Origin of the sequence: Pseudonocardia autotrophica (genome assembly GCF_003945385.1) — a bacterium.
GTDB lineage: Bacteria > Actinomycetota > Actinomycetes > Mycobacteriales > Pseudonocardiaceae > Pseudonocardia > Pseudonocardia autotrophica.
Window position 1 is genome coordinate 1083583 of sequence record NZ_AP018920.1, and the last position, 24534, is coordinate 1108116.

22 protein-coding genes are annotated in these 24534 nt (G+C 73.7%); 7 read left to right on the plus strand and 15 right to left on the minus strand.

Annotated features, from left to right (window positions below):
* The first annotated feature begins 47 nt into the window (after positions 1–47).
* Positions 48–809, plus strand: coding sequence for a GntR family transcriptional regulator (locus Pdca_RS05320; RefSeq protein ID WP_125911270.1), 762 nt, complete (start codon positions 48–50; stop codon positions 807–809).
* Here the strand turns inward: Pdca_RS05320 and Pdca_RS05325 are convergent.
* The 4 genes from Pdca_RS05325 to glpX all read right to left on the minus strand — a co-directional run bounded on the left by Pdca_RS05325 (position 740) and on the right by glpX (position 6307).
* Positions 740–2293, minus strand: a complete 1554-nt coding sequence (locus Pdca_RS05325; protein WP_085911591.1) for an ATP-dependent DNA ligase — start codon at positions 2291–2293, stop codon at positions 740–742. The two genes, Pdca_RS05320 and Pdca_RS05325, sit on opposite strands and share 70 nt — an antisense overlap.
* 42 nt (positions 2294–2335) lie before the next feature.
* Positions 2336–3700, minus strand: a complete 1365-nt coding sequence (locus Pdca_RS05330) for an EAL domain-containing protein (protein WP_085911592.1) — start codon at positions 3698–3700, stop codon at positions 2336–2338.
* A 155-nt stretch (positions 3701–3855) separates the two neighbouring features.
* Complete coding sequence (locus Pdca_RS05335) at positions 3856–5256, minus strand: class II fumarate hydratase (protein ID WP_085911593.1); 1401 nt, start codon at positions 5254–5256, stop codon at positions 3856–3858.
* A 64-nt stretch (positions 5257–5320) separates the two neighbouring features.
* A complete protein-coding gene (glpX, locus tag Pdca_RS05340; protein ID WP_174824388.1) occupies positions 5321–6307 on the minus strand; it encodes a class II fructose-bisphosphatase in 987 nt (328 codons plus the stop codon).
* Positions 6308–6500: 193 nt separating this feature from the next.
* Between glpX and Pdca_RS05345 the strand changes: the two genes are divergently transcribed.
* Positions 6501–7532: a DUF4245 domain-containing protein gene (locus tag Pdca_RS05345; protein ID WP_085911595.1), complete on the plus strand. Its 1032-nt coding sequence runs from the start codon at positions 6501–6503 to the stop codon at positions 7530–7532.
* Between the two features lie 549 nt (positions 7533–8081).
* On the opposite strand, the gene Pdca_RS05350 is transcribed toward Pdca_RS05345, so the two are convergent.
* The 4 genes from Pdca_RS05350 to Pdca_RS05365 all read right to left on the minus strand — a co-directional run bounded on the left by Pdca_RS05350 (position 8082) and on the right by Pdca_RS05365 (position 11422).
* A complete protein-coding gene (locus Pdca_RS05350) occupies positions 8082–9038 on the minus strand; it encodes a type IV toxin-antitoxin system AbiEi family antitoxin domain-containing protein (protein ID WP_085911596.1) in 957 nt (318 codons plus the stop codon).
* Between the two features lie 331 nt (positions 9039–9369).
* Entirely contained in the window at positions 9370–9591 is a 222-nt protein-coding gene (locus Pdca_RS05355; RefSeq protein WP_085911597.1) for an exodeoxyribonuclease VII small subunit, read from the minus strand.
* Positions 9588–10856 (minus strand): exodeoxyribonuclease VII large subunit, encoded by a 1269-nt coding sequence (xseA, locus tag Pdca_RS05360; protein WP_085911598.1) that lies wholly within the window; start codon positions 10854–10856, stop codon positions 9588–9590. Before xseA ends, Pdca_RS05355 begins: the two co-directional genes overlap by 4 nt.
* Entirely contained in the window at positions 10853–11422 is a 570-nt protein-coding gene (locus Pdca_RS05365; protein ID WP_085911599.1) for a lipid droplet-associated protein, read from the minus strand. Before Pdca_RS05365 ends, xseA begins: the two co-directional genes overlap by 4 nt.
* Positions 11423–11524: 102 nt before the next feature.
* Here Pdca_RS05365 and Pdca_RS05370 point away from each other — a divergent pair, with 102 nt between their 5' ends.
* Complete coding sequence (locus Pdca_RS05370) at positions 11525–12484, plus strand: 4-hydroxy-3-methylbut-2-enyl diphosphate reductase (RefSeq protein WP_085911774.1); 960 nt, start codon at positions 11525–11527, stop codon at positions 12482–12484.
* Positions 12485–12547: 63 nt separating this feature from the next.
* On the opposite strand, the gene Pdca_RS05375 is transcribed toward Pdca_RS05370, so the two are convergent.
* From Pdca_RS05375 to rmuC, 3 genes are all read right to left on the minus strand, one after another.
* The gene (locus Pdca_RS05375) at positions 12548–13090 is read right to left on the minus strand and encodes a L,D-transpeptidase (protein WP_085911600.1); all 543 of its coding nucleotides are present in this window, start codon (positions 13088–13090) and stop codon (positions 12548–12550) included.
* Between the two features lie 190 nt (positions 13091–13280).
* On the minus strand, positions 13281–14258 hold the full coding sequence (locus Pdca_RS05380) for a DUF6542 domain-containing protein (RefSeq protein ID WP_085911601.1): 978 nt from the start codon (positions 14256–14258) through the stop codon (positions 13281–13283).
* Positions 14259–14262: 4 nt separating this feature from the next.
* On the minus strand, positions 14263–15834 hold the full coding sequence (gene rmuC, locus Pdca_RS05385; protein WP_232021422.1) for a DNA recombination protein RmuC: 1572 nt from the start codon (positions 15832–15834) through the stop codon (positions 14263–14265).
* 254 nt (positions 15835–16088) lie between these two features.
* Between rmuC and Pdca_RS05390 the strand changes: the two genes are divergently transcribed.
* Positions 16089–16625 (plus strand): DUF4232 domain-containing protein, encoded by a 537-nt coding sequence (locus Pdca_RS05390; RefSeq protein ID WP_158092090.1) that lies wholly within the window; start codon positions 16089–16091, stop codon positions 16623–16625.
* Between the two features lie 20 nt (positions 16626–16645).
* On the opposite strand, the gene Pdca_RS05395 is transcribed toward Pdca_RS05390, so the two are convergent.
* The 3 genes from Pdca_RS05395 to Pdca_RS35330 are packed head-to-tail and all read right to left on the minus strand — an operon-like array spanning position 16646 to position 19298.
* A complete protein-coding gene (locus Pdca_RS05395) occupies positions 16646–17161 on the minus strand; it encodes a methylated-DNA--[protein]-cysteine S-methyltransferase (RefSeq protein ID WP_085911604.1) in 516 nt (171 codons plus the stop codon).
* Complete coding sequence (locus Pdca_RS05400; protein WP_085911605.1) at positions 17158–18684, minus strand: DNA-3-methyladenine glycosylase 2 family protein; 1527 nt, start codon at positions 18682–18684, stop codon at positions 17158–17160. Before Pdca_RS05400 ends, Pdca_RS05395 begins: the two co-directional genes overlap by 4 nt.
* A gap of 56 nt (positions 18685–18740) precedes the next feature.
* Positions 18741–19298, minus strand: a complete 558-nt coding sequence (locus tag Pdca_RS35330) for a hypothetical protein (RefSeq protein WP_125911272.1) — start codon at positions 19296–19298, stop codon at positions 18741–18743.
* A gap of 325 nt (positions 19299–19623) precedes the next feature.
* Between Pdca_RS35330 and Pdca_RS05410 the strand changes: the two genes are divergently transcribed.
* The 3 genes from Pdca_RS05410 to ychF are packed head-to-tail and all read left to right on the plus strand — an operon-like array spanning position 19624 to position 22765.
* Positions 19624–20991 carry a sensor histidine kinase gene (locus Pdca_RS05410; protein ID WP_232021423.1) on the plus strand — a complete coding sequence of 456 codons (1368 nt, stop codon included), beginning with the start codon at positions 19624–19626 and terminating at the stop codon, positions 20989–20991.
* The gene (locus Pdca_RS05415; RefSeq protein ID WP_085911608.1) at positions 20988–21656 is read left to right on the plus strand and encodes a response regulator transcription factor; all 669 of its coding nucleotides are present in this window, start codon (positions 20988–20990) and stop codon (positions 21654–21656) included. The genes Pdca_RS05410 and Pdca_RS05415 overlap by 4 nt, the downstream gene beginning before the upstream one ends.
* Before the next feature lie 35 nt (positions 21657–21691).
* Positions 21692–22765: a redox-regulated ATPase YchF gene (gene ychF / locus Pdca_RS05420; RefSeq protein ID WP_085911609.1), complete on the plus strand. Its 1074-nt coding sequence runs from the start codon at positions 21692–21694 to the stop codon at positions 22763–22765.
* Between the two features lie 10 nt (positions 22766–22775).
* Here ychF and Pdca_RS05425 read toward each other — a convergent pair whose 3' ends face one another.
* A complete protein-coding gene (locus tag Pdca_RS05425; protein ID WP_085911610.1) occupies positions 22776–24512 on the minus strand; it encodes an RNA-binding domain-containing protein in 1737 nt (578 codons plus the stop codon).
* Between the last annotated feature and the right edge of the window lie 22 nt (positions 24513–24534).

Below are 24534 nucleotides of genomic sequence, written 5' to 3' on the forward strand. Positions count from 1 at the left end.
ATTCGCGGGGAACCGTCGAGCAACGCAGTACCCCTACCGTGGAGTACATGCCGGTGCCGTCGCCGATCCCGCAGGTACGCGCCTCCGACGCGCGCCGGGTCCGCGACCTGCTCCGGATCGCGATCGCCGGGCGCCGCGGGCTCCGCGGCCTGCTGCCCCGCGAGGACGAGCTGATGATCGGCTACGGCGTGCCGCGTTCCTCGGTTCGGGCGGCGCTCGCGCTGCTGTCCGAGGAGGGTCTGCTGCGGCCCGGGCCGGCGGCGCACCGGATCGTGGCCGAGCCGGACTACCCGGGCCGGACGTCGGTCGTCGCGGATCCGGGGGAGCGTCCACGCCCGCTGGAACGGTCCGGGATCGCCGCACCCGACGTGCTCGCGGACTGGCTCGGCATCCCCACCGGCAGCCCGTGCCTGCGGGTGGAGTGCGTGGCCCGGACCGCGGGCGGCGGGGTGGTCCTCGAGACCCACTACGTCGCCGCGCCCGCGGCGGCCGATCTGCTCACGGTGCCGGACACCGGGCCGTTCGACCGGCTGCTGGCCGAGGCGCAGCTGCGGCCGGACGTGATCCGGGCACGCTCCGGCCCGGTGCCCGCCGATCCGGACGCGGCGACCCTGCTCGGTGTCCCGGCCGGCACACCCCTGCTCGGCGTCGAGCGGACGCTCAGCGGGCCGGACGGGCGGGTGCTCGCGGCCGGTGTGCTGCGCGCCCGGCCCGGTGCACTCGGGCACCCGGCCCGGGATCAGCCGGAGAGCAGCGCCCGCACCGCGTCGAGCGAGTCGGCATCGGCCGCGGTCCTGTCCGGGCGATAACGCAGCACCCTGGCGAACCGCAGCGCGACCCCGCCCGGGTAGCGGGTGCTGCGCTGCGCACCATCCAGCGCGATCTCCACGACCAGCTCGGGCCGCAGGAACAGCACGCCCGGCTCCTCCTCGCGGGCATACCGAGGGAAGGTCTCGGTCTGCCAGGCGAGCAGCTCGTCGGTCATGCCCTTGAAGGTCTTGCCGACCATCACCGGCTCCCCGCCGTCGGGATCGCGGGCGCCGAGATGGATGTTCGACAGTGATCCGGTGCGCCGCCCGTACCCCCACTCGGCGCCCAACACGACCAGGTCGAGGGTGTGCACGGGCTTCACCTTCTGCCAGGCCTTGCCGCGCCGGCCCGCCGCGTACGGCGCCGCCAGATCCTTCACGACGACGCCCTCCTGCCCGGCGTCGAGCGCCCCGTCCAGCACGGCGGCGGCCTCCTCCGGCGACGGCCGCCGCACCCCGGGCATCCGCAGCGGGGCCTGCCGGTCGCCTTCGAGCAGCCCGGCCAGCAGGTCCAGCCGGGTCTCCAGCGGCTCGTCGACCAGGTCGTGTCCGTCGAGGTGCAGCAGGTCGAAGAAGAACGGGCTGAGCAGCACTCCGCGCTCGTCCCTGCCGCCGTCCCCGTCCCCGTCCGCTTCTGTGCCGAAGCGGCTCATCGTGTCCTGGAACGCGCGGGGGCGGCCGTCGTCGTCGAGGGCGAGGGTCTCGCCGTCGAGCACCGCGGCCGAGCAGGGCAGCGCGCGGGTCAGCTCGACGATCTCCGGCACCGCTGCGGTGATCTCGCGCAGCGTGCGGGTCCAGACCCGGATCTCGTCGCCGGTGCGGTGCACCTGGATGCGGGCCCCGTCGAGCTTGTGTTCGACGGTGACCTCGGTGCCGAGTGCGGCCAGCGCGGCATCCAGCGAGTCGCCGGGGGAGGCGAGCATCGGGCGGATCGGGCGGCCGACCCGCAGGCCGATCCCGGCGAGCGCCTCGGCTCCGCCGGCGAGCGCGGTCGCAGCGGTCTCCGGCAACCGGCCGGACAGCATGAAGGCGCGCCGGACCGCGGCCTGCCCGGCGCCGGACGCGGCGGCCACCGCGTCGACCATCAGGCCCTCCAGCGCGCCCTGCCGCAGCTCCCCGGTGAGCAGCCGGTGCAGGAACCGCTGCTCGTCGGCGGTGGCGGTGCCGTAGAGCCGGTCGAGCAGCTCGCGCCTGCGCCGGGCGGATCCCTGACCCGAGGTGCCCGCCAGCTCGTCGAGCAGCTCGTCGACCTGCTGCACCGTCCACGACGGCGTGTCGGCCGGTGGCACGTCGACCGCGGCGAGGGTGCGCCAGCCGGTGCCGATCCGGCCCTGCCGGGGGGTGCCGGACAGCCACGCCACCACCGGCACGATCTCGGTCGGGCCGGCGGCCCGCAGCAGATCGGCGAGTGCGGTGGTCTTCTCCCGCCGCGCCCGGGTCGCCCCGACCGCGGCCGATGTGGTGACGACGTCGCTGAGCAGCACGCGATCAGTGAAGCAGCGACCCCCGACGATCGCGCGCCGTCGTCACACCGCGGTGCGCGACGGCGGCGCCGCCGGCGGTCGTCGGTGTGGCGGGCCGGCTACCGGCCGCGGAGCGGCTGCGTCGTTCACCGGCCGAGGTACGGCTGCGTCGTTCACCGGCCGAGGTACGGCGGCATCGGCGACCGGCCGTGGTGCGGAGTCACCGGAGACGGAGCGGGGCGTGGGGGGACCGGTGACCGACCGGGGTGCACCGGATCCGGCCGGTGGCCGGGCGGGGGTGCCGGACGGCCGGATCGTCCGGCGCCACAGCTCCGCGACCGTGACCACACCCCGGCACACCCCGTCGGGGCCCACGACGACCAGGTCGTCGTAGGCCCGGGCCGGATCCCCGGCAAGGCTCAGCTCCAGCGCCAGGGGGAGCGGGGCCCGCTCGTCCACCGTGCGCGGTGGATCGGCGAGCGAGCTCGCAGGCTTGTCCGCCCACAGCGCGTGCCCGAACCGGCCGGTCATCGCGAGCAGGAACCGGCTGCGGTCCAGGTAACCGACCGGCCGGTGGGCGCCGTCGACCAGCACCACCCCGGCCGACTCCGGACGCTCCCGCATCGCCTCGCGAGCAGTGTCGGCGACGACGTCGGCGGCCAGCGTGACCGCGGGCGTCGCGAGTCCGCGGACCGGTGGACCGACCGGCCCCGCGGCGACCGGTTGCGCCGGTGCCGAGCGCAGCAGGGCGAGCAGCTCCGGCAGCGTCGCCGGATCGGGCTCGGGGGTGGCGCGCGCCCCGCCGAGCAAGGGGCCCTGCGCGAGCGCGACGCCACTGGCGTACAGCCCGGACAGCCGTTCCGGATCCCGCACGCCGGTCGCGGCGACCGGGACGCCGACCGCGCGGGCCACCTCCAGCACGGCCCGCACCGCGGCGCCGGATCCGGTCTCGAGCACCCCGTCGGCGAGATCCGGTTCGAGCTTCAGCACGTCCGGCCGGATCGCGGCGACCAGCTCGGGACCGAACGTGCGGCCCGCGCCGTCCAGCCCGATCCGGAACCCCCACCGGCGAAGCTCGGCCAGCGCCGGGACGAGATGCTCGGCCGGCGCCGCGGCGGTGATCGGCGGGCCGATCTCCAGCAGCGGGGCAACGGCGCCGAGCATCGAACGCAGCCGCTCCCGCGCGTACAGCACGGTGTCCGCGGCCACGTCCACCTGCAGGGCCGTGCCGGGGGCGGCCGGAGCCGACAGGACCGCGGAGACCGCGGTGCCCGCGTCCAGCTCGGCTACCTGGCGGGCCCCCCAGCCGCGGTCCCTGGCCTGCACGGCGACCGCGTCGTAGGCGCGTCGCGGCACCACCTCGACACCGGCGAGGCGGCCGCTGCGCAGGTCGTGCACCGGCTCGTACGCGAAGCGCTGATCGGTCATCCGTCGGGTCCGTTCGGGTCACGGTGATCGAGAGAGGTCACACCGTGTCACGTAATGATGGACCGGACGGGGGACGGCAGATGAACAGCGGATGGACTGACCCGCCGCGGTCGGGCCGTCGCAGACCGTCGCGCCGCGGGTGCGCACCCGCCGCGTCAGCTCCGCTTCTCGCCGCGGGTCATCGCCAGCACGTCGAGTGCGCGGTCCAGCTGCTCCTCGGTGAGCTTCCCGGACTCCACGTGCCCGCGCTCCAGGACGACCTCGCGGATCGTCTTCCGCTCCTTGAGCGCCTGCTTCGCGATCGAGGCGGCCTCCTCGTAGCCGATCACCGAGTTCAGCGGCGTCACGATCGACGGCGACGACTCGGCGTACTCCCGGGTGCGCTCCAGGTCGGCCTCCATGCCGTCGACGACCTTGTCCGCGAGCAGCCGGGACGCGTTCGCGAGCAGTCGCGCCGACTCCAGCACGTTGCGCGCCATCACCGGCATCATCACGTTCAGCTCCAGGTTGCCCTGGCTGCCGGAGAAGCCGACCGTCGCGTCGTTGCCCATGACCTGCGCGCAGACCATCATCGTGGCCTCGCAGATCACCGGGTTGACCTTGCCCGGCATGATCGAGCTGCCCGGCTGCAGGTCCGGCAGGTGGATCTCGGCCAGCCCGGTGCGCGGCCCGGACGACAGCCAGCGCAGATCGTTGGCGATCTTGTAGAGGCTGACGGCGACGGTGCGCAGCGCCCCGGACGCCTCGACCAGCCCGTCCCGCGAGCCCTGCGCCTCGATGTGGTCGGTCGCCTCGGACAGCTGGTCCAGGCCGGTCGCCGCACGCAGCTTCTCGACGACGCCGGCACCGAATCCGTCCGGCGCGTTCAGCCCGGTCCCGACCGCGGTGCCGCCGATCGGCAGGACGGCGAGCCGGGGGAGCGCGTCGCGGACCCGGTCGGCGCCGTAGCCGGCCTGGCTGGCCCAGCCGCCCGCCTCCTGCCCGAGGGTGATCGGGACGGCGTCCATCAGGTGCGTGCGGCCGGCCTTGACGACCTCCGACCAGTCCGCGGCGCGGCGGCGCAGCGCGGCCTCGAGGTGCTCCAGCGCCGGGACGACCTCGGTCGCCAGTGCCTCGGTGGCGGCGACGTGGATGGTCGTCGGGAAGACGTCGTTCGACGACTGCGAGGCGTTGACGTGGTCGTTCGGGTGCACATCCGTCCCGGCGCGGGCGGCCAGTGAGGCGATCACCTCGTTGGCGTTCATGTTCGACGAGGTACCGGAGCCGGTCTGGAAGACGTCGACCGGGAAGTGCTCGTCGTGCGCGCCCGCCGCCACCTCGTCGGCGGCGGCGGCGATCGCCGCCGCCCGGTCGGCGTCCAGCACGCCGAGCTCGCCGTTCACCCGGGCCGCGGCGGCCTTGACCAGGCCGAGTGCCCGGATCTGGGAGCGTTCCAGGGTGCGCCCGGAGATCGGGAAGTTCTCCACGGCCCGCTGGGTCTGGGCCCGCCACAACGCGTGTGCCGGGACCCGGACCTCGCCCATGGTGTCGTGCTCGATGCGGTAGTCGGCGCTCATACGCGCAGGTCTACTCCACCGCGGACGGCGCCGCTGTGTGAGGTGAGGCTTACCTCATCTCGGATCAGGGGAGCGGCGGTGCCTCGCCCTCGACGCCGTCGAAGTCGACGGACGAGAACTCACGCAGCTTGGTCAGCCGGTGGTAGCCGTCGATCAGCCGGACGGTGCCGGACTTCGACCGCATCACGATCGACTGGGTGGTCGCGCCGCCACCGCGGTAGTGCACGCCGCGCAGCAGCGGGCCGTCGGTGATGCCGGTGGCGCAGAAGAAGACGTTCTCCCCGCGGACCAGCTCGCCGGTGGTCAGGACCTTGCCCAGGTCGTGACCGGCGGCGATCGCCCGCTCCCGCTCCGCGTCGTCGGTCGGCCAGAGCCTGCCCTGGATCTCGCCGCCCATGCACTTCAGCGCGGCCGCGGTGATGATGCCCTCCGGGGTGCCGCCGACGCCGTAGAGCATGTCGACGCCGGAGCTGGGGCGTGCCGCGGCGATCGCGCCGGCGACGTCGCCGTCGGAGATGAAGCTGATCCGGGCGCCCGCCTCGCGGATCTCCCGGACGATCTGCTCGTGCCGCGGGCGGTCCAGCACACAGACCGTGACGTCGGCGACGTCGATCTCCTTGGCCCGCGCGACCCGGCGGATGTTCTCGGCGACCGGGGCGGTGATGTCGATGACGTCGGCGGCCTCCGGCCCGACCGCGATCTTCTCCATGTAGAACACGGCGGACGGGTCGAACATCGCGTCCCGCTCGGCGACGGCGAGCACCGCCAGCGCGTTCGGCATACCCTTGGCCATCAGGGTGGTGCCGTCGATCGGGTCCACGGCGACGTCGCAGAACGGGCCCTCGCCGTTCCCGACCTCCTCGCCGTTGAACAGCATCGGGGCCTCGTCCTTCTCGCCCTCGCCGATGACGACGACCCCACGCATCGAGACGCTCGAGATCAGCTGCCGCATCGCGTCGACGGCCGCGCCGTCACCGCCGTTCTTGTCGCCGCGGCCGACCCACCGGCCGGCCGCCATCGCTGCGGCCTCGGTGACCCGGACCAGCTCCATCGCCAGGTTGCGGTCGGGCGCCTCACGGCGGCGGGTGGGCTGGCTGGCGGGCTGACTCAACGGACGTCTCCTTCACGGCGGCGTGCTCTGTGCGGGTCCCCGGTCGGGGGACTCGGCCGTCCGATCCTCGCACGTGAGCGCTTCGCGGAGGAGTGATGAGCGACCGACGCCATGCCTGGGAGACCATGGGGGGGTGAGTTCGCGACCGGATCCGAGCACGTCCCCGTCCCCCTCCTCCGCCGGTGAGGAGGGAACCGAGGTCACCCCCGGGGCCGGGGACGCCGGTGCGGTGCCCGGTGGGCCCGCCCCCGGTGGAACCGACGCCGGTGCGGTCCCGGAGGGCCCGGTGGCCGGTGCGGTCGCCGGACGCGCGGGCGCCGGTGGTGGCGAGGCGGATCGGGCCGGCGCGGACGGTGCCGGCGCGGACGGGGCCGGCACGGACGGGGCCAGCGCGGATCGGGTCGGTACGGACGGTGCTGTTGCGGACGGTGCTGTTGCGGACGTTGCCGGGGCGGACGGGGCTGGTGCGGACCGAGCCGGCACAGGTGGCGCAGATGCGGACGGTGTCGATGCGGACGGTGTCGATGCGGACGGTGCGCCCGCCCGGCCGACCGCACCGCGCGTCGGGCCGCGGGCACTGCGCAAGCCGGGGCGGGGCGAGACCTCGATCCGGGACATGATCGGTGCGCTGCTGATCCTCGTGCCGGTCGGCCTGCTGCTGTTCTCGGTGGGGAGCTCCTGCTCGTTCGCCCCCGGCATGCCGGTGGAGGACCCCGGCTCCGGGCCGACGGTCAACGTCGAGAGCCGGCTGGCGGAGTACGCCGTCGGCTCGGAGTTCCCGCTGCGGGTGCCGGACGTGCCGTTCCGCGCGAACTCCACCGACCGCGGCCCGGTCGAGGGTGGCGGCACCGCGGTGCGGATCGGCTACGTCACCCCGAACGCCGACTTCCTCAGCCTGGTGCAGACCGACGGGACGGCCGAGGGCGTCCTCGCGACCGAGTCCGGGGCGGCCGGGCGCGGCGAGGGCCCGCCGCTGATGCGCGGGACGGTCGACGCCGCCGGCCTGGGATGGGAGGTCTACCAGCGCGAGGGCGGTGAGCCGTTCCGGATCGCGACGCTCCCCGGTGACCCCGACGTCCGCCTGCTGGTCACCGGATCCGGCTCCGACGAGCAGTTCCGCACCCTCGCCGAGGCGGTGGTCGAGGCCCCCACCGCCGGGGGCTGATCCGCGCCGCGCTCCACGTGCGCCGCGCCGGGCCAGGCCGCGCTGCGCCAGGCCGCGCCGCGCTCTGCACGCGCCGCTCCTGATTCGCACGGGTTCATCGCGTTCGCACGGGGTTCGATCCCGTGCGAACGCTGCGATCTCGTGCGGATGACGCGAGCCAGTGCGAACGAGGTGATCGGGGGGCCTGGCCTGCGGTGTGCACCGCTGCTCCAGTCTTGAACGTCGCGCCGCCCGAGGCGGGTTCGCAGTGCCTCCACCGGACGCCTCCACCCCGCGTCGCTACTCGACGCACTGCTGCGTCCGCTGTTCGCACGGGTTCATCGCGTTCGCATGAGATTCGATCCCGTGCGAACGCCGTGATCCGGTGCGAACGATGCGCCCCGGTGCGAACGATGCGGTCCCGTGCGTACACCGCGCACTCCGACCCGGCGGGCGCGCCCGGCCGGTCAGGTACCTATGCAATCCGGTGCGGGCCAGGCGATGGCGCGCGGGATGCCGCTCGCTCCGGGCCGACGCGGATCAGGGTGCCGCGAGCAGGCGCGACGCGGGTCAGGAGTTCCGCCGGGCCAGGCGTCGACGGAGCCGGGCCAGGAGATGCTGGGGCTCGTCGAGGTCCCGCCAGGTCCAGCGCACGACCTCCAGACCGAGCTCCCGCAGGAGATCCTCGCGGATCTTCTCCTCGACGACGGCCTGGCGCGGCGTCTGGCCGGGCCGCAGCAACCGGCCGTATTTGATCTCACCGTCGAACTCGCCGACCACCGGCCGGGTGCCGCCCCACCAGAAGTCGACCGTCGCCAGCCGCTCGCCGTCGCGCCCGGCGATCTCCCGCTGCAAGACCGGCTCGGGCAGCCCGGAGCGGTGGAACAGCAACCGGCTGCGCGACTCCCCGGGGCTGGCGGAGCGTCCGTCGGCGAACTCGACGACCCGGGCGGCGCGGCCCACCCCGGTGCGTCCGGCGGCGGCCCGCAGCGCCTCGGTGAGCGCCGCACGGTCCGTGTGCTCGGCGCGCAACGCCGCGTCCGCGACGACGATCGCCTGCGCGAACGGTTGCTCGCGGGCGATGTCGATCGCCGTCCGGGCAGGGGTGGTGACGGCGAGGCCACCGACGTACGTGACGTCGGTGGCGCTCAACGGGCCTACGTGCAGGTGCAGGTCCCGCCCCCGCCGGGCACCGCTGGGCCGGTCCCGGGTGAGGTGGACGAGATCGAGCGGGAGATCCCAGACGTCCAGGCCGTGTGCGATGGCCGCCGAGGCGTGGCTGACCACGGCCGGAACGCCGAGCCGGGCGAGCACCCCGCGCACCGCGAGCAGATGCCGCGCCGGCTCCCGCTCGACGTGCCCGCCGCCGCTCGCGGTCGGCCGGGGGCCCGGGACGTACATTCCCCGGCAGACCCGGCGCAGCTGCCCCGCACGCAGCGCCGCCGCGATCCCGGAGTCCGCGAGGCCCGCGGCGTGCAGATCGGCCCGGCGGAACGGCCCGGCTCCGGGCACGGCGTCGAGGAACATGCCCCCAACCATCCCGCCCCGAGCCACCGTCCGACCCCACGATCCGCGCACCTGTGGACAACTCTCCACCCGCCTGTGGATAAACCCTGTGGAGTTCGCACGAGCTCTCCGCGTTCGCACGTCATCCGATCCCGTGCGGATGTTGTGACCCAGTGCGGCCGCGGTGAGCTCGTGCGGACGGTGTGGCCCGGTGCGGGCGGCGTGGGTGCGGAGGCGGTGAGCTTGTGCGGACGGTGTGACCGGGAGTGGGGGCGGTGAGCTCGTGCGGACGGTGTGATCCGGTGCGAGCGATGTGCCCCGGTGCGGAGGCTGTGACGCCGTGCCGATCCGCTCAGGAGTCCGCGGACTCGGCCTCGTTCAGCTTGGTCTCGATGCGTTCGCGGGCACCGGCGAGCTGCTCATCGCAGCGGCGGGCGAGCGCTTCACCGCGCTCCCAGAGCGCGACGGACTCGTCCAACCCCAGGCCGCCCACCTCGAGCGCGCGGACGACCTCGACCAGCTCGTCGCGGGCCTGCTCGTAGCCGAGGGTGTCGACGGCGGGTCGCTCGCTCATCCGGTCTCCTCCGGGTCGGTGTTCGAATCCGTCACGGTGTCGGTGTCCGCAGCCGTCACGGTCGCGGCGACGGCGCCGTCGGCGACCCGGATCCGCAGTGTGGTCCCGGCCGGGGCGTCGGTCACCGAGCGCAGCAGCGGTGGCACGCCGTCGGCGGCGCCGGGGATCTGCACGATCGCGTAGCCGCGGGCCAAGGTCGCCGACGGCCCGAGTGCGGTGAGCCGCGCGGTCAGGTGTCCCAGCTCCGACGAGGAGCGGTCCAGCCTGCGCAGCATCGCCCGGTGGGCCGCCGAACGGGCATCGGCGATCTCGTCCACCCGGGTCTCGATCAGCCGGAGCGGGTCGGTGAGCACGGGCCGGGAACGCAGGTCGGCGAGCCTGCGCTGCTCGCGGTCCACCCAGCCGTGCAGCGCCCGCCGCGCCCGGTCCCGCAGCCCGGAGATCCGGGCCGTCTCCTCGGCGAGATCGGGTACCAGGCTGCGGCCGGCCTCGGTGGGCGTCGAGCACCGGACGTCGGCGACGTGATCGACCAGCGGGGTGTCCGGTTCGTGCCCGATCGCCGAGACGACCGGGGTACGACAGGCGGCGACCGCCCGGCACAGCGTCTCGTCGGAGAACGGCAGCAGGTCCTCCACGCTGCCGCCGCCCCGGGCCAGGACGATGACCTGCACGTCCGGGTCGCGGTCGAGTATCTGCAGCGCGCCGACGATCTGTTCGACGGCGAGCCCGCCCTGCACGGCGACGTTCTCGATCCGGAACCGCACCGCGGGCCAGCGCAGCGTCGCGTTCGTGACGACGTCGTGCTCGGCGGCCGACTCCCGGCCGGTCACCAGGCCGATGGTGTGCGGCAGCAGCGGCGGACGGCGCTTGAGTGCGGGATCGAACAACCCCTCGGCGGCGAGCAGCCGGCGCAGCCGCTCGATCCGGGCGAGCAGCTCGCCGAGGCCGACCGCGCGGATCCGGTCGACGCGCAGGCTCAGCGTTCCCCGGCCGAGGTAGAACGACGGCTTGCCGTGCACGATCACCCGGCTGCCCTCGGACACCGCGCCGCCGGACTCACGGACCAGCGCGGCGGGGGCGATGAGCTGCAGCGAGACGTCAGCCGCCGGATCCCGCAGGGTCAGGAACGCCGTGGAGGACCGGGCGTTCACCTGCGCGAGCTGGCCCTCCACCCACACCGCTCCGAGGCGGTCCACCCACTCGGCGATCTTGCGGGCGACCGTCCGGACCGGCCAGGGGTTCTCCTCCGAGGCCGGGGTGCTCACTTCTCCTGGGACAGCGTCGCGATCCGGTTCGTCAGCATCGTGACGTGGGCCGGGCGGTTCTCGTGGGCCGTCTCCCAGGCGAGCAGATCGGACAGGTCGTCGATGCTCAGCGTGCGGAGCTTGCCGCGCAGCTGCGGCAGCGTCATCGTCGGGTACTCGGGCACGGCGTACGGCGCGCCGGTGGCGGCCTCCGGACGGTTCGACGCCCCGGCGGGCCGCTCGGGCCGGGCGATCGGGATCCCGGAGCGGGCCGGGCGCAGCGAGGACACGGTCCCGTTGCGCGGGTCGGTGACGGGCTGCGGCTCGGGCAGGCTCAGGTCCGGGATGTCGTCGTCGAACGTGGCCCAGCTGGGCGCCTCGTCGGCCGGCCGCAGCGCGCCCAGCGCACGATCACCCTTGATCGCCAGCTCGGTGACCTTCTGCTGCACGCGCATCGACACCTGCAGTGCCTGGCTGACCGCGGTCACCGGCAGCTCGACGGCGTGCCGGGGCAGTTCACGGGCCTGCTCGACGGCGGTCACGACGAGGCCCGCGGCGATCCGCACGGGGAACGGCAACGGTGACATGCGAGCCATTCTCCCCTGATCGGCGCGCCGGTGTCGCGCGGGGACGGTCGAGCGTGTCACGTAGCGCTGCCCGCGCCGGAGGTGATCCGTACGCTGGAGACCATGTCCGGTACTGCCAAGCAGGTCCTGCTCGCCAAGCCCCGCGGCTACTGCGCGGGTGTCGACCGCGCCGTCGAGGCGGTGGAGCAGGCGCTCGACAAGTACGGCGCCCCGGTGTACGTCCGCAAGGAGATCGTGCACAACAAGCATGTCGTGGAGACCCTGCGCGACCGGGGTGCGATCTTCGTGGAGGAGGCGTCCGAGGTTCCGGAGGGCGCGCACGTCGTGTTCTCCGCGCACGGTGTCTCGCCCGCGGTGCGGGAGGAGGCGAAGGGCAGGCAGCTGCAGACGATCGACGCGACCTGCCCGCTGGTGACCAAGGTGCACCACGAGGCGAAGCGGTTCGCCCGTGAGGACTACGACATCCTGCTGGTCGGCCACGCCGGGCACGAGGAGGTCGAGGGCACCGCAGGCGAGGCGCCCGAGCACATCCAGCTCGTCGAGTCGGCCGCGGACGTGGACAAGGTCACCGTCCGCGACCCGGACAAGGTCATCTGGCTGTCCCAGACCACGCTCAGCGTCGACGAGACGATGGAGACCGTGCGCGCGCTGCGCGAGCGTTTCCCCAAGCTGCAGGACCCGCCGTCGGACGACATCTGCTACGCCACGCAGAACCGTCAGGTCGCGGTGAAGACGATGGCCCCGCGCTGCGACCTGGTGCTGGTCGTCGGGTCGCGGAACTCGTCGAACTCGGTCCGGCTGGTGGAGGTGGCGCTCGGTGCGGGCGCCGGCGCGTCGTACCTGATCGACTACGCGAAGGAGATCGACGCGAGCTGGCTGGAGGGCGTCGGCACGATCGGCGTCACCAGCGGCGCGTCGGTACCCGAGGTGCTGGTGCGCGGCGTCGTCGAGCACCTCGCCGAGCGCGGATTCGGCTCGGTCGAGGAGGTCGACACCGCCGAGGAGACGCTGGTGTTCTCGCTGCCGCGGGAGCTGCGCCCGGCGCGTGCCGCGGCCCGCTGACCCCGGACACGACGAACGCCCCGGACCTGATCGGTCCGGGGCGTTTCTCGTTCGTGCGGGAGGTCAGCCGCGGGCGGCGTGCACGGCCTGGGCGGAGACCACCTGGACCTGGTCGCCGATCTCCAGGGCGTTGTACCAGGTGATGGCGTTCTCCCGGGTGAGCCGGACGCAGCCGGCCGACGGGGTGTCGGTGCGGCCCTCGTGGAACGCGATGCCGCCGTCCTGGAAGAAGACCGACCAGGGCATCGGGGCGGGCTCGCCGTTGGTCATCGTGTACTCGCCGCTCTTGTGCAGCTCTTCCTTGCGGTAGACGCGCAGCGAGTGGCCGATCGGCGTCTCCTTGCCCGGGCCGCCGATCGCGACCGGCACCGGACCGTGGCTGATCGCGCCGTTCTCGAACAGCCAGGACTGCTTCGAGTCCAGATCCACGCAGGCGCTGGCGGTGATGGTGCACGGGGTGCCCGGCACCAGCGGCTGCTCACGGAACGCCTGCGCGGCCGGGGTACCGGCCAGTGCGGTGCCGACACCGATCAGCGCGAGCGCCGCGGTCACGAGGGCGACGACGATCGCGGGCCGGGGGGAGCGAGAGCTCCGGGTGGTGGACATCGTTCTCCAGGTCGTCCGGCTGACGTGCAGGGCGCGGTGGGGTCACACCGGCTCCTGGTTGTGTGACGCCCGGGTGGGGCGTCGGGTTGCCTCGATTTTCCGGTCCGTCGTGCCGGATCCGGTCACCGGGGTCCGGCCGTGGCGCTCACCAGTGACAACGTGTGGGGGACGGCCCGGATCCGGTCGCTACTCAGCGACTGCGACGGCGTGTCGCATCCGGGCCGGCACCGCGTGTCGCCGATGTCGGCCCGGAGGATCCGCGCCCGGGGACCCGGGAGCCACCGGTGCCGGAGATCCCACCCGCGCCCCCGGTGGACCCGGTGCTGCGAGCCGAGCCTCCGGTGGACCTGGTGCCGCGAGCCGTGCTCCCGGTCGATCCGGTGCCGCGCGGGGTGCTGCCGGTGCTGCGGGGAGTGCCCCCGGTGCCTCCGGTGCCACGGGCCGAGCTCCCGGCGCCGCGGACCGCTCCGGCCGGTCGTGTGCCGCGTGCGGAACCGGTGGCCGCGGCGTCCCGCGCGGCGCCGGCGGCGGGACGCCCGCCGCGCCGGTCGGCGTCCGGCCGGCGGGACCGGGAGTCGGCCCGGTCCTGGCGCCGCTCGGACCGGCTGCGCCGTGGACCGTCCGGATCGTGCCCGCCCGGGTCCCGGCCGAGCCGGGCCCGCAGCCGGCCGACGGAGTCGTCGGGGCCGAGCCGCTGCCGCAGCAGCCGGAACGCGGCGAGCGCCAGCACCGACAGGGTGGTCACGGCCATCGCCGGGAACGCGTTGATCAGCGGGGCGCCTGCCATCAGCACGCTCTGTGTGGTGCCGCCACCGCTGGGTGCCCCGATCAGGACCGCGACCACCGGGACGACCACGGCGAGCAGCAACGGCGGCTGCACCGCGGGAAGGAAGATGCCGCGCCTGCGCACCCAGCAGACCGCGAGTAGGCAGCCGAGCAGGTACGCGACCTCGAAGACCCGGCCCACGGTGCCGATCCGCAGGAAGTCGACCAGGACACCGAGCGCGGTCGCGGCCACGGCGAGGCCGATCGCGGCCGACGGCGGGATCCCGAGTACCGGCCGGAGCAGCGAACGCTCCCGGACCGGCCATCCGCCACGGCCGGGCCCCGGAGGCCGGGGGGACGACCCGCCGGGCCGGCGGGCCGAGCTCGAACGGGTCGTGTTCACCCGGTCAGCCTAACTCCCGTCCAGCGGCCTGCCGGGGCCCCTCGCCCGCCGTGCCGTGCTCGGCGCCGAACGCGTCGCCTCGTGCGTCGTCCGCCCAGGACGACCGGCGGTCGGGCCGGTCGCCGAGCTCGGCGGCCCGGCCGAGATCCTCCAGCGACACCAGCGCCTCGCCCGCGGAGGCCACCAGTTCCGGCGCGGACACCGCGCGCGGGGTGCGGTCCACCGTTCCCGGTTCGGCGAGCTCGGTGTCGCTCACCTGCAGCTCGGTGAACTTGCGGGCGCTCACCAGCACCCGGGCCTCCAGCGAGGAGACCGTGCGGTTGTAGCTCTCCACCACCGAGTCGAGGCTGCGGCCCAGCCGGGCGACGTGGGTGCCCATCGTGGCGAGGCGGCCGTGCAGCTCGCGGCCGAGCCGGTGCACCTGGGCGGCGTTGCGGGCCAGCGCCTCCTGCCGCCACCCGTAGGCGACCGTGCGGAGCAGCGCGACCAGCGTGGTCGGCGTCGCAAGCACGACGTTGCGCCCGAAGGCGTGCTCCAGGAGCCCGGGATCCGAGCGCAGCGCGGCCTCCAGGAACGGGTCGCCCGGCACGAACAGCACCACGAACTCCGGTGTCGGCTCGAAGGCCTCCCAGTAGGCCTTGCCGGCCAGCTGGTCGACGTGTGTGCGGAGCTGGCGCGCGTGGGCGGTGAGCTTCTGTGCGTGCACGGCCGGGTCGCTCGTCTCGACCGCCTCCAGGTACGCGGCGAACGGCACCTTCGCGTCGACCACCACCTGCTTGCCGCCGGCCAGCCGGACGATCATGTCGGGGCGGACGCCGCCCCCCTCCCCGTCGGCGCTCACCTGGGTGGAGAAGTCGCAGTGCTCGACCATCCCGGCCATCTCGGCGACCCGCTGCAGCTGCATCTCGCCCCACCGGCCGCGCACCTGCGGCGCGCGCAGGGCGTTGACCAGCGCCTTCGTTTCGGTGCCGAGCTTCTCCGAGCTCACCGCCATCGCCCGGACCTGCTCACGCAGCCCCGCGTAGGCGGACTCGCGCTCCTTCTCCACCGAGCGCAGCTGCCCCTCGACCCGGCCGAGCGCGGCGGAGACCGGATCGAGCAGCTGCTGCACGGCCTTGGCCCGGGCCGTCTCGTCGCCCTGTGCCTTCGCCGACAGCTCGGCGGTCGCCTCCTTGATCCGGCTCTCGGCCAGTGCGACGAAGGCTTCGTTGTTGCGGGCCAGCGCATCCTGGGAGAGTGCGGCGAACGAGTCCTTCAACCCGGCCTCGGCCTGGCCGCGGGCCTCCCGCTCGGCGTGCAGCGCCGCGGACGCACCGGCGGCATCGGACTCCGCCCGCCGGGCGCGGGTGGTCGCCTCGTCGAGCGACTCGTGCAGCTCCTCGATGCGCTCCAGCAGCCCGGTCCGCTCGGCGCGCAGGCCGGCCGCATCGGCTCGGGTGGTCGCGGCGGTGTTCGCCGCGACCCGGGCCGCCTCGGACGCATCGGCCCGGAACCGGGCGGAGGCGAGCAGCCAGGTGACGGCACAGGCGATCGCGGCACCGAACAGCGACCCGACGAGAAGGCTGGTGACATCCACGTCGCGCAGCGTGCACCCGACCTCTGACAGTTTCGGCGAACCCGCAGGTCACGGGCGTGTCCCGGGGTCGATGTTTGACGTTCGGCGCAATCGGGGACGGCCGGACGGCCCAGTGGGTTGCTTCCGGGCGACCGATCCCACCCCGGGCGAACCGTTCGCCGGGGCACACGTCGTCCCTTGTGTGAGCAGGTCCCGGCCCACCCGGGCCGGGCATCACGATGCACGAGACCGCGAGGAACGAGAGAGGTAGCCAGATGAACACCCGACTCGCCCGCCCCCGCCGGAGCACCGGCATCCTCGGACGTGCCGCCGCCGCGGCCGTCCTCGCCGCCGGTGCGGTGCTGGCCCCGGTCGGCGTCGCGCACGCGACGCCCGCCGAGCCGGCTCCGAGCTCCTGCCGGCCCAACCACGTGAACGCGACGGTCACGCCCGCGCCGTCGAGCGCCGGGCACCGGCACTACTCGGTCGTGCTGACCGCCGCCCCGGGGACCGCACCGTGCACGATCGCCGGATCGCCGTCGAACGCGGTCTTCAGCCTGAACGGCTCACCGCGTGCGGTGGAGGCGCTGCCGCATGGTGAGCAGAGCAGAGCGGTCGTGTTCGGCCCCGCCGATCCGGTCGAGTTCGACATCCAGGTGCCGAACGGTCCCGGGCCCGCCCAGGCGAACGAGGTCACCGTCACGCCGCACTCGCCGGACTCGCCGTTCCCCGGACCGGTCACCGCGCACGGTCCGCTCGCCGTCGACGGCGGAACCCTGATCGGGCCGGTCACCGAGCACCAGCCGAGCTGAGCCGGCGCCGGTACCGGGGTTCAGGAGAGCCGCAGGTCGGCCGACTCGTGATCGAGCAGCCACCGCTTCACGGCCAGTCCGTAGCGGAACCCGCCGAGCGTTCCGTCGGTGCGCAGCACCCGGTGGCAGGGCACGAACAGGGCGGCCGCGTTGAACGCGCAGGCCCCGGCCGCGGCCCGGACCGCGGCCGGGCGCCCGGTCTTCTCCGCGTACCCGGTGTAGGTCACCGGGGCACCCGCCGGGACCGTCCGCAGGACGTCCCAGGCGTGCTCGCGGTAGGGCCCGGAGCGCTGCCGGACCGGCACGTCGTCGATCACCGAGAGGTCGCCGTCGTGGTAGCGGTCGACGGCCTCGCCGATCGGTCCGAGATCGCCCTCGGCGACCCCGGACGGGGTCAGCGACGAGTGGATCAGCGGGAGCAGCTCGTCCACCGATGCGGTCCAGCCCGAGGCGAGCACGTGGCCGTCGGCGTCGACGACGGCGGTGAAGGGCCCGGCCGGGGTGTCCCGGGTGGCCCAGACGGCAGTTCCGGTCATGTGTTCCTCCGAACGGACGGCACGGCGGACGCGGCGGCCCGCCAGAGATGGGTGGCGGCGTAGGACCGCCATGGGGACCAGGCGCGGGCGCGTCCGGTCAGCGCGGACGCCTCGCCGGGCAGGCCGAGTGCCTCGGCGCCGCGACGGACCGCGAGGTCCGAGGCGAGCAGCTCGTCGGGATCGCCCAGCACCCGCATCGCCAGGTACCCGGCACTCCACGGCCCGATCCCGGGCAGCGCGCACAACTCGGCCCGCAGCTGCGCCGGGTCCCGGCCGGCGTCCAGCACGAGATCCCCGGACGCCAGCACCGCGCACAGCCCGCGCAGCGCCTCCGCGCGCCGGGCGGGCCCGCCCGGCGGCGACGCGGCGAGCCCGTCGGCGAGCGTCGCCGGATCCGGGAACAGCAGGTCCGGCCCGTCGCCGGTGCGCAGCTCGGCCGGGAGCGGGTCGCCCAGTGACGCGGCGAGCCGGGCGGCGGCGGTGCGTGCGGCGGCGACCGACACCTGCTGACCGAGGACGGTGCGGACCGCCGTCTCGGCCGGATCGGCGGTACCCGGCAGCCGGATCCCCGGCGTCGCCGCGACCAGCGGCGCGAGCACCGGATCGGCGCCCAGCACGGCGTCCACGGCCTGCGGGTCGGCGTCCAGATCGAGCAGTCTGCGCAGCCGGGACACCGCGGGGCCGACGTCGCGCGGGTCGGTCGCGCGCAGCGTGGCGAGCACCGCCCCGGGGCGTGCGGTCAGGTCGAGGTCGATGGTGGCCGGGCCGTGCGGGAGCCGCAGCGTGCGGCGGTAGCGGCCGCCCTCGACCGTCTCGACCCGGTCGACGGCCCGGGCCGCGAGATGGTCGAGCAGGCCGTGCGGGTCGAACGGCGCCCGGTAGGGCAGCCGCAGCGTCAGCGCGCCGGGTGGACCGGAGGTGTCCCCGGCGCCGGCCGGTCGCCGTCGCCGGGTGGCCTCGTTCCGCAGCTGCGACGGCGGCACCCCGTAGACGGCTCGGACCGTGTCGTTGAACTGGCGGACGCTGCCGAACCCGGCGGCGAACGCGATGTCGGCCAGCCCCAGCGGGGTCGTCTCGATCAGGATCCGGGCGGTGTGCGCGCGTTGCGCGCGGGCCAGGGCGAGCGGGCCGGCGCCGAGTTCGGCGGACAGGATCCGGCCGAGCTGGCGGGACGAGTACCCGAGCCGGTCGGCCAGTCCGGGAACCCCCTCCCGCTCGACGACGCCGTCGGCGATCAAGCGCATCGCCCGCCCGGCCGCATCCGCCCGCAGGTTCCACTCCGGGGAACCGGGGACGGCATCGGGCAGGCACCGGCGGCACGCCCGGTAGCCGGCCGCCTGGGCGGCCGCCGCGGTGCGCAGGAACTCGACGTTGCGGGCCTTCGGCGGCGGTACCGGGCAGGACGGCCTGCAGTAGATCCGGGTGGTCCGCACGGCCGTGACGAACTGGCCGTCGAACCGGGAGTCCTTGGCGGAGACGGCCCGGTAGCAGGTGTCGTGGTCGAGCAGCACGGCACCGACCATGCCACCACCGACGCCCCGGGACTCGCGGGAATCGGTCGCCGGTGTCGGCGGTCCGCTCAGCCGTCGCAGACGGCGCCGCGGACCCAGCCCTGCTCGCAGGCGAACTCGACCTGCTTCTTGCGCTCGCTCTCGTCGTCCGGTGCGCCGCGGGGCGGGAGACCGTCGTCGGGGGACGTGGCCGGCGGGTCGGCGGGCTCGGCCGGCGGGGGCGTCGCGATCGCGCCGCCACCACCGCCGGTACCGCCGCTACCGCCGCCGGTGCCACCACCGCCGGTACCGCCGCCGGCGTCACCGCTGCCGCCACCGGTCCCGCTGCGGCCGGGTGTGGCGGGGCCACTGCCGGATCCGGTGCCGGTGCCGGACGAGCCGCCCGCGTCCCCGCCGGGCCGGTCGGTGGACCGTCCGCCCGCATCCTGGTCGCCGGGATCGGCGGGCGGCACGGTGAGCGGTGAGGACGCCGGTGCCGGTGGCGGGGCGGAGGACGCCGGCGCCGGTGGCGGAAGCGGTGGCTCGTCGGGCCCGGTCGCGCTGAGCGACACGGCGGACACGGTGCCGGCGGTGGCGAGCACGGCCACCCCGGTCGTCAGCAGGGCGTGCATCCCCGGCAGGCGCATGGATTCCCCTCGGTCTCGGAACCGCTTTTCCCACCCGCCGGGACCTTCACTGCGCCCTACGGGTGATGCCCCGGCCGTGACGACGGACGTTACGTCACGACTCGGTGCTCGGCGCAGTATGGCGTACGCCGGTCGGAGTAATGACGGCGACGCTGTGTGACTATTCGCAAGGGGGAGTCGCCGACCCGTCCAGTGGTCGGTACGCGATCATGAACGGGCACTGTACGAGGAGGAGACGACCATCGCGAGCGAACCCGCCGACGCCGGCCGCAGCGGCCGACGTGCGGGCCGGGCGACCGCGGCACGCACCCGCATCGTCGGGTGGGTGCTGCTGCTCGTGCTCAGCTCGCTCGGGGTCGTCACGCTGGTCACCTGGCTGCTGCTGATCGACGAGACGGACCGCCGGATCGAGACCGCGCTGACGTCGGAGATCGCCGAGTTCGCCCGGGTCACCGAGACCGGCGTCAATCCGACGACCGGCCAGCCGTACGGCTCGGTCGACGAGATCCTCCGCTCGGTGATCGCCGCGAACGTGGCCAGGCCGAACGAGAAGTTCATGGGCTATCTCGACGGTGAGTTCCGCTGGGAGTCCCGCCGCACCAGCCCGCGGGTGCTGCTGCGCGAGGACCCGGCGTTCAATGCGCTGGTCTCCTCCGTGCAGCGGCCCACCCGCGGGTCCTACGAGAGCGTCGCCGGTGAGGTGCGCTGGTCGGCGCTGCCGGTCGGGCTCGCCGGGGACCCCGCGGGCGGCGTCATCGTGATCGGGTACTTCACCGACCAGGAGCACGAGTTCGCGAACGAGGCCGCCCGGCTGATGGTGATCGTCGGGGTCGGGACGGCGCTGCTCGCCGCGGTGGGCGCCTGGCTGGTCGCCGGCCGCATCCTGCGTCCGCTGCGCGACGTCGCGGCCACCGCCCGCACGATCACCGGCACCGACCTGTCGCACCGGGTGCCACAGCATGCCGGCGCCCGCGACGAGATCGCCGAGCTCGCCGGGACGCTGAACGCCATGCTCGACCGGGTGCAGAGCGGGATGGAGGCGCAGCGCCGGTTCGTCGACGACGCCGGGCACGAGTTGCGCACGCCGATCACGATCGTCCGCGGGCACCTCGGGGTACTGGACCCCTGCGACCCGGACGACGTCGCCGACACCGTCGCACTCGTCGACGACGAGCTGGAACGGATGAACCGGCTGGTGTCGGAGATGCTCGCGCTCACCCGCGCCGAGCAGCCGTCGCTGCTGCGCCCGGAACTGGTCGAGGTGGCCGAGCTGACCCGCGACCTGTTCGACAAGCTCACCGGTCTCGCCGACCGGGACTGGCTGCTCCAGTCGGTCGCCCCGGTGCGGGTGCGGATGGATCCGCACCGGATCACCCAGGCGGTCGTCGCATTGGCCGACAACGCGACCCGGTTCACCGGTCCGGGGGACCGGATCGCGCTCGGTTCGGAGATCGTCCGCGGACGGGTGCGGATCTGGGTGGCCGACACCGGCCCCGGCGTGGCGCCGGAGGACCGGACCCGGGTGTTCCGCCGGTTCGCCCGCGGCGAGAACGCCCCACGCTCGGACGGCGCCGGGCTCGGTCTGTCCATCGTCGAGGCGATCGCGACCACGCACGGCGGCCGGGTGCTGCTGGAGAGCACGCCCGGCCGCGGCGCCACCTTCACCCTCGACCTGCCGGGGGACACACGATGAGCAGCCGGATCCTGGTCGCCGAGGACGAGCCGCGGATCGCGTCGTTCCTCAAGAAGGGGCTGGTCGCCGCCGGCTTCGAGGTGACGGTCGTGCCGGACGGGCCGGGTGTGCACGACCACGTCGTCGGTGGCGGCTTCGACCTGATGGTGCTCGACATCGGACTGCCCGGGCTGGACGGGTTCGCCGTGCTGCACCGGATCCGGGCGGCGGGCAGCACCGTGCCCGTGATCATCCTGACGGCGCGCGACAGCGTGCACGACACCGTCGCCGGGCTCACCGGCGGCGCCGACGACTACATGGCCAAGCCGTTCCAGTTCGAGGAGCTGCTGGCCCGGGTCCGGCTGCGGCTGGAGCGGGCCCGCCCGGCGCCGGATCCGGAGGTGCTGGCGTCCGGCGGGCTGGAGCTGGATCCGCGGACCCGGCACGTCGCCGTGCACGGGCGGACGGTCGAGCTGTCGGCGCGCGAGTTCGCGCTGGCCGAGACGTTCCTGCGGCACCCGGGTCAGGTGCTGTCCCGGGACCAGCTGCTGCGCCTGGTGTGGGGCGGTGAGCCGGGCTCCGGATCCAACGTCGTGGACGTCTACGTGCGCTATCTGCGACGCAAGCTCGGCGCCGGCCGGATCACCACCGTCCGCGGGACCGGGTACCGGCTCGAACCGGGCTGAGGAGCACCGATGGCGTGCGACTACGCTGGTCGTCCGTGTCCCTCACCCTCGGCATCGTCGGCCTGCCCAACGTCGGCAAGTCGACCCTGTTCAACGCGCTGACCCGCAACGACGTGCTCGCTGCGAACTACCCGTTCGCGACGATCGAGCCGAACGTCGGGGTGGTCCCGCTCCCGGACCCGCGCCTGGGCGAGCTGGCCCGGATCTTCTCCTCCGAGAAGCTCCTGCCCGCGACGGTGTCGTTCGTCGACATCGCCGGGATCGTCAAGGGAGCGTCCGAGGGCGCCGGGCTGGGCAACAAGTTCCTCGCCAACATCCGCGAGTCCGATGCGATCTGCCAGGTCGTCCGGGTCTTCGACGACGCCGACGTGGTGCACGTCGACGGCCGGATCGATCCGGCGAGCGACATCGAGACGATCGCGACCGAGCTGGTGCTGGCCGACCTGCAGACCCTGGAGCGGGCGCTCCCGCGGCTGGAGAAGGAGGCCCGCACGCAGAAGGACCGGCGCCCGACGCTGGAGGCCGCCCAGGCCGCGGCGGAGGTGCTGAACAGCGGACGGACCCTGTTCCAGGCCGGTGTCGACGCCACCCTCCTGCGCGAGCTCACGCTGCTCACCACCAAGCCGTTCCTCTACGTCTTCAACGCCGACGAGGCCGTCCTCACCGACGACGCCCGCCGCAAGGAGCTCACCGAGCTCGTCGCCCCGGCGCAGGCCGTGTTCCTCGACGCCAAGGTCGAGGCCGAGCTGCTGGAGCTCGACGACGAGTCCGCCGCCGAGCTGCTGGAGTCGATCGGGCAGGACGAGCCGGGCCTGGCGCAGCTCGCCCGGGCCGGGTTCGCCACCCTCGGCCTGCAGACCTACCTGACCGCGGGCCCGAAGGAGTCCCGCGCCTGGACGATCCCGCAGGGCGCCACCGCGCCGCAGGCGGCCGGGGTCATCCACACCGACTTCGAGCGGGGCTTCATCAAGGCCGAGGTCGTGTCGTTCGACGATCTCGTCGCGGCCGGGTCGATGAACGCCGCCAAGTCCGCCGGGAAGGTGCGGATGGAGGGGAAGGACTACGTCATGCAGGACGGCGACGTGGTCGAGTTCCGCTTCAACGTATAGATCGACGGCCTCACCGTCGTCGTGGCCGGCGAGTGGGGAACTGAGAGCCGGGTCCGTACTTGACCTTCGGGCCCCTGGTCTGTGTGGATATACGGACCAGGATTTCCCGGCCCACAAAGTCCTTGAGGATGTCTCGCGCCCGATAGACGTCAACGTCGAAGACCCGCTGGATGGTCGCACTGTTGATGGTGTCGTATTCGCGGACGTGATCTACCACCTTCCGGTCGATCTCGCTGTTCGACTGTCGGTGGTAGGCGACTGCCGGTCCGAGCGCGACGAGCGAGGCACTCCTCAGTCGATAGTTCGGATGCCGGCGCGTTATCGTTCCTGCCGTCGGCTCGATGAGTTGAGCCTCGCCGGATGCCAGGCGGCGGAGTACGGCCTCGGTTGCGGGAACATCCCGCTGCACCACGTGTGAGACCTCCCGTGCCGTCACACTTCGTTTTTGGCAGAGAAGCAGGACGACGAGAAGAGTGTCGGTGTCGTTGCGCTCGCCCTCCGGGAGTTCGGCGACGAACCGTGCGATCCTGATGTTCGGAGGCCCGCCTTTCAGGGTGACCACCGTCGCGGGGTCGATACTCTCGTGTTCGACGCGCACGGTCGGCGTCGCACGGCCGGACCGGACCATCTCCCGGAACATGCGATCGACGCCCTGACTCAATTCCTCGGCGAGTCCCACTGTCCGGGCAGCCCCGGTCAACAGCGGGAATCGTGCACGCGAGCCCGCCGTGAGGATGTTGTCCGGCGTAATACCGGCGACGAGAGGACCTGGAGATCGAATGATCAGGGAGTCCGGAGAGTGCTCGATCTGAACCGGTCTTCTCTCCCGATAGTCACCGTGGAGCAGTGCGTTCCCCAGTGCCTCGCGGATGGCGGCCAGTGGGTAGTCCTCGATCTGCAATTGCTGGCCACCGGTGGTGTTGACCGGCGTTGTTCCAATTCTGGCTGAGAAGACCTCGATGGCTTCGGCGTACGCGCCGATCATTGGTGTACCCCAGCGTCGGGCGATGGTTGCCTCGGCTCCGGGGGTCGGGCGGTATTGGTAGACGAGCGCCTCTTCCGCGACTCCACCGGCGTTCCTGCACAGGAGAATTTCGCCCGCCCGTGTCAGGCTCCCGTCGGTGTGGACGACCCTCAGGCCGGCGAGTACGTCCGACTCGGCGGCGAGTCCGAGTGACCGTCGGGACTCGTCCGGGGTACTCCGCAACAACGACCGGACGCGCAGCATCGCGTCCGGGTCGACATCGACGATCGAGCGTCCGCTCGACTGCGAGGTCCAGTCCGCCCCTCGTCGCTCGTCGTCCAGGCGACTGATGTCGATCGGCCTCATGGGGAGGCACTCGTCGTTCCACCGCCTCGTCACCAGTCCCTTGCGTGTGGCGTGCACGTCGATGCCTTCAGGGACCGTGAGGACGAGCAGGCGGGCGCCGGTGTGTTCGATCTCGTCGACCGATACGACGATCGACGGCTCGGTCAGGGCGTGGATGCGCGCCCGTAGACGGTCGATCTTGAGCTGGCTGCCCATGAATGCCTCGGCGCCGACCAGCGAGTCGGCTACACCGACGACGATCGTTCCACCTGAGGCGTTGGCGAAGCACACGGCTGCCTCGGCGAGCTCCTGGTAGCTCTCCTTCTCGCTCGGCTTGTCGGTCTTGAAGTCGAGCTGCTGGTTCTCCAGGCTGGCTGCGGAGCGTGTGCGCTTCGCGATCGCGGCCAAGGCGGCGGCCACTGCTTCCGGGTCCGGCATCGGCGCTCCTTTGGCGCCTCCG

What these genes read in the sequence shown, in the direction of transcription:
- Pdca_RS05390 (WP_158092090.1), top strand. Translation starts at nt 16,089, where the DNA reads ATGAACACCCGACTCGCCCGCCCCCGCCGGAGCACCGGCATCCTCGGA.
- Pdca_RS05395 (WP_085911604.1), bottom strand. Translation starts at nt 17,161, where the DNA reads ATGACCGGAACTGCCGTCTGGGCCACCCGGGACACCCCGGCCGGGCCC.
- Pdca_RS05320 (WP_125911270.1), top strand. Translation starts at nt 48, where the DNA reads ATGCCGGTGCCGTCGCCGATCCCGCAGGTACGCGCCTCCGACGCGCGC.
- Pdca_RS05400 (WP_085911605.1), bottom strand. Translation starts at nt 18,684, where the DNA reads ATGGTCGGTGCCGTGCTGCTCGACCACGACACCTGCTACCGGGCCGTC.
- Pdca_RS05370 (WP_085911774.1), top strand. Translation starts at nt 11,525, where the DNA reads ATGTCCGGTACTGCCAAGCAGGTCCTGCTCGCCAAGCCCCGCGGCTAC.
- glpX (WP_174824388.1), bottom strand. Translation starts at nt 6,307, where the DNA reads ATGGAGCTGGTCCGGGTCACCGAGGCCGCAGCGATGGCGGCCGGCCGG.
- Pdca_RS05335 (WP_085911593.1), bottom strand. Translation starts at nt 5,256, where the DNA reads ATGAGCGCCGACTACCGCATCGAGCACGACACCATGGGCGAGGTCCGG.
- Pdca_RS35330 (WP_125911272.1), bottom strand. Translation starts at nt 19,298, where the DNA reads ATGCGCCTGCCGGGGATGCACGCCCTGCTGACGACCGGGGTGGCCGTG.
- Pdca_RS05425 (WP_085911610.1), bottom strand. Translation starts at nt 24,512, where the DNA reads ATGCCGGACCCGGAAGCAGTGGCCGCCGCCTTGGCCGCGATCGCGAAG.
- Pdca_RS05375 (WP_085911600.1), bottom strand. Translation starts at nt 13,090, where the DNA reads ATGTCCACCACCCGGAGCTCTCGCTCCCCCCGGCCCGCGATCGTCGTC.
- Pdca_RS05330 (WP_085911592.1), bottom strand. Translation starts at nt 3,700, where the DNA reads ATGACCGATCAGCGCTTCGCGTACGAGCCGGTGCACGACCTGCGCAGC.
- Pdca_RS05350 (WP_085911596.1), bottom strand. Translation starts at nt 9,038, where the DNA reads ATGTTCCTCGACGCCGTGCCCGGAGCCGGGCCGTTCCGCCGGGCCGAT.
- Pdca_RS05355 (WP_085911597.1), bottom strand. Translation starts at nt 9,591, where the DNA reads ATGAGCGAGCGACCCGCCGTCGACACCCTCGGCTACGAGCAGGCCCGC.
- Pdca_RS05415 (WP_085911608.1), top strand. Translation starts at nt 20,988, where the DNA reads ATGAGCAGCCGGATCCTGGTCGCCGAGGACGAGCCGCGGATCGCGTCG.
- Pdca_RS05365 (WP_085911599.1), bottom strand. Translation starts at nt 11,422, where the DNA reads ATGTCACCGTTGCCGTTCCCCGTGCGGATCGCCGCGGGCCTCGTCGTG.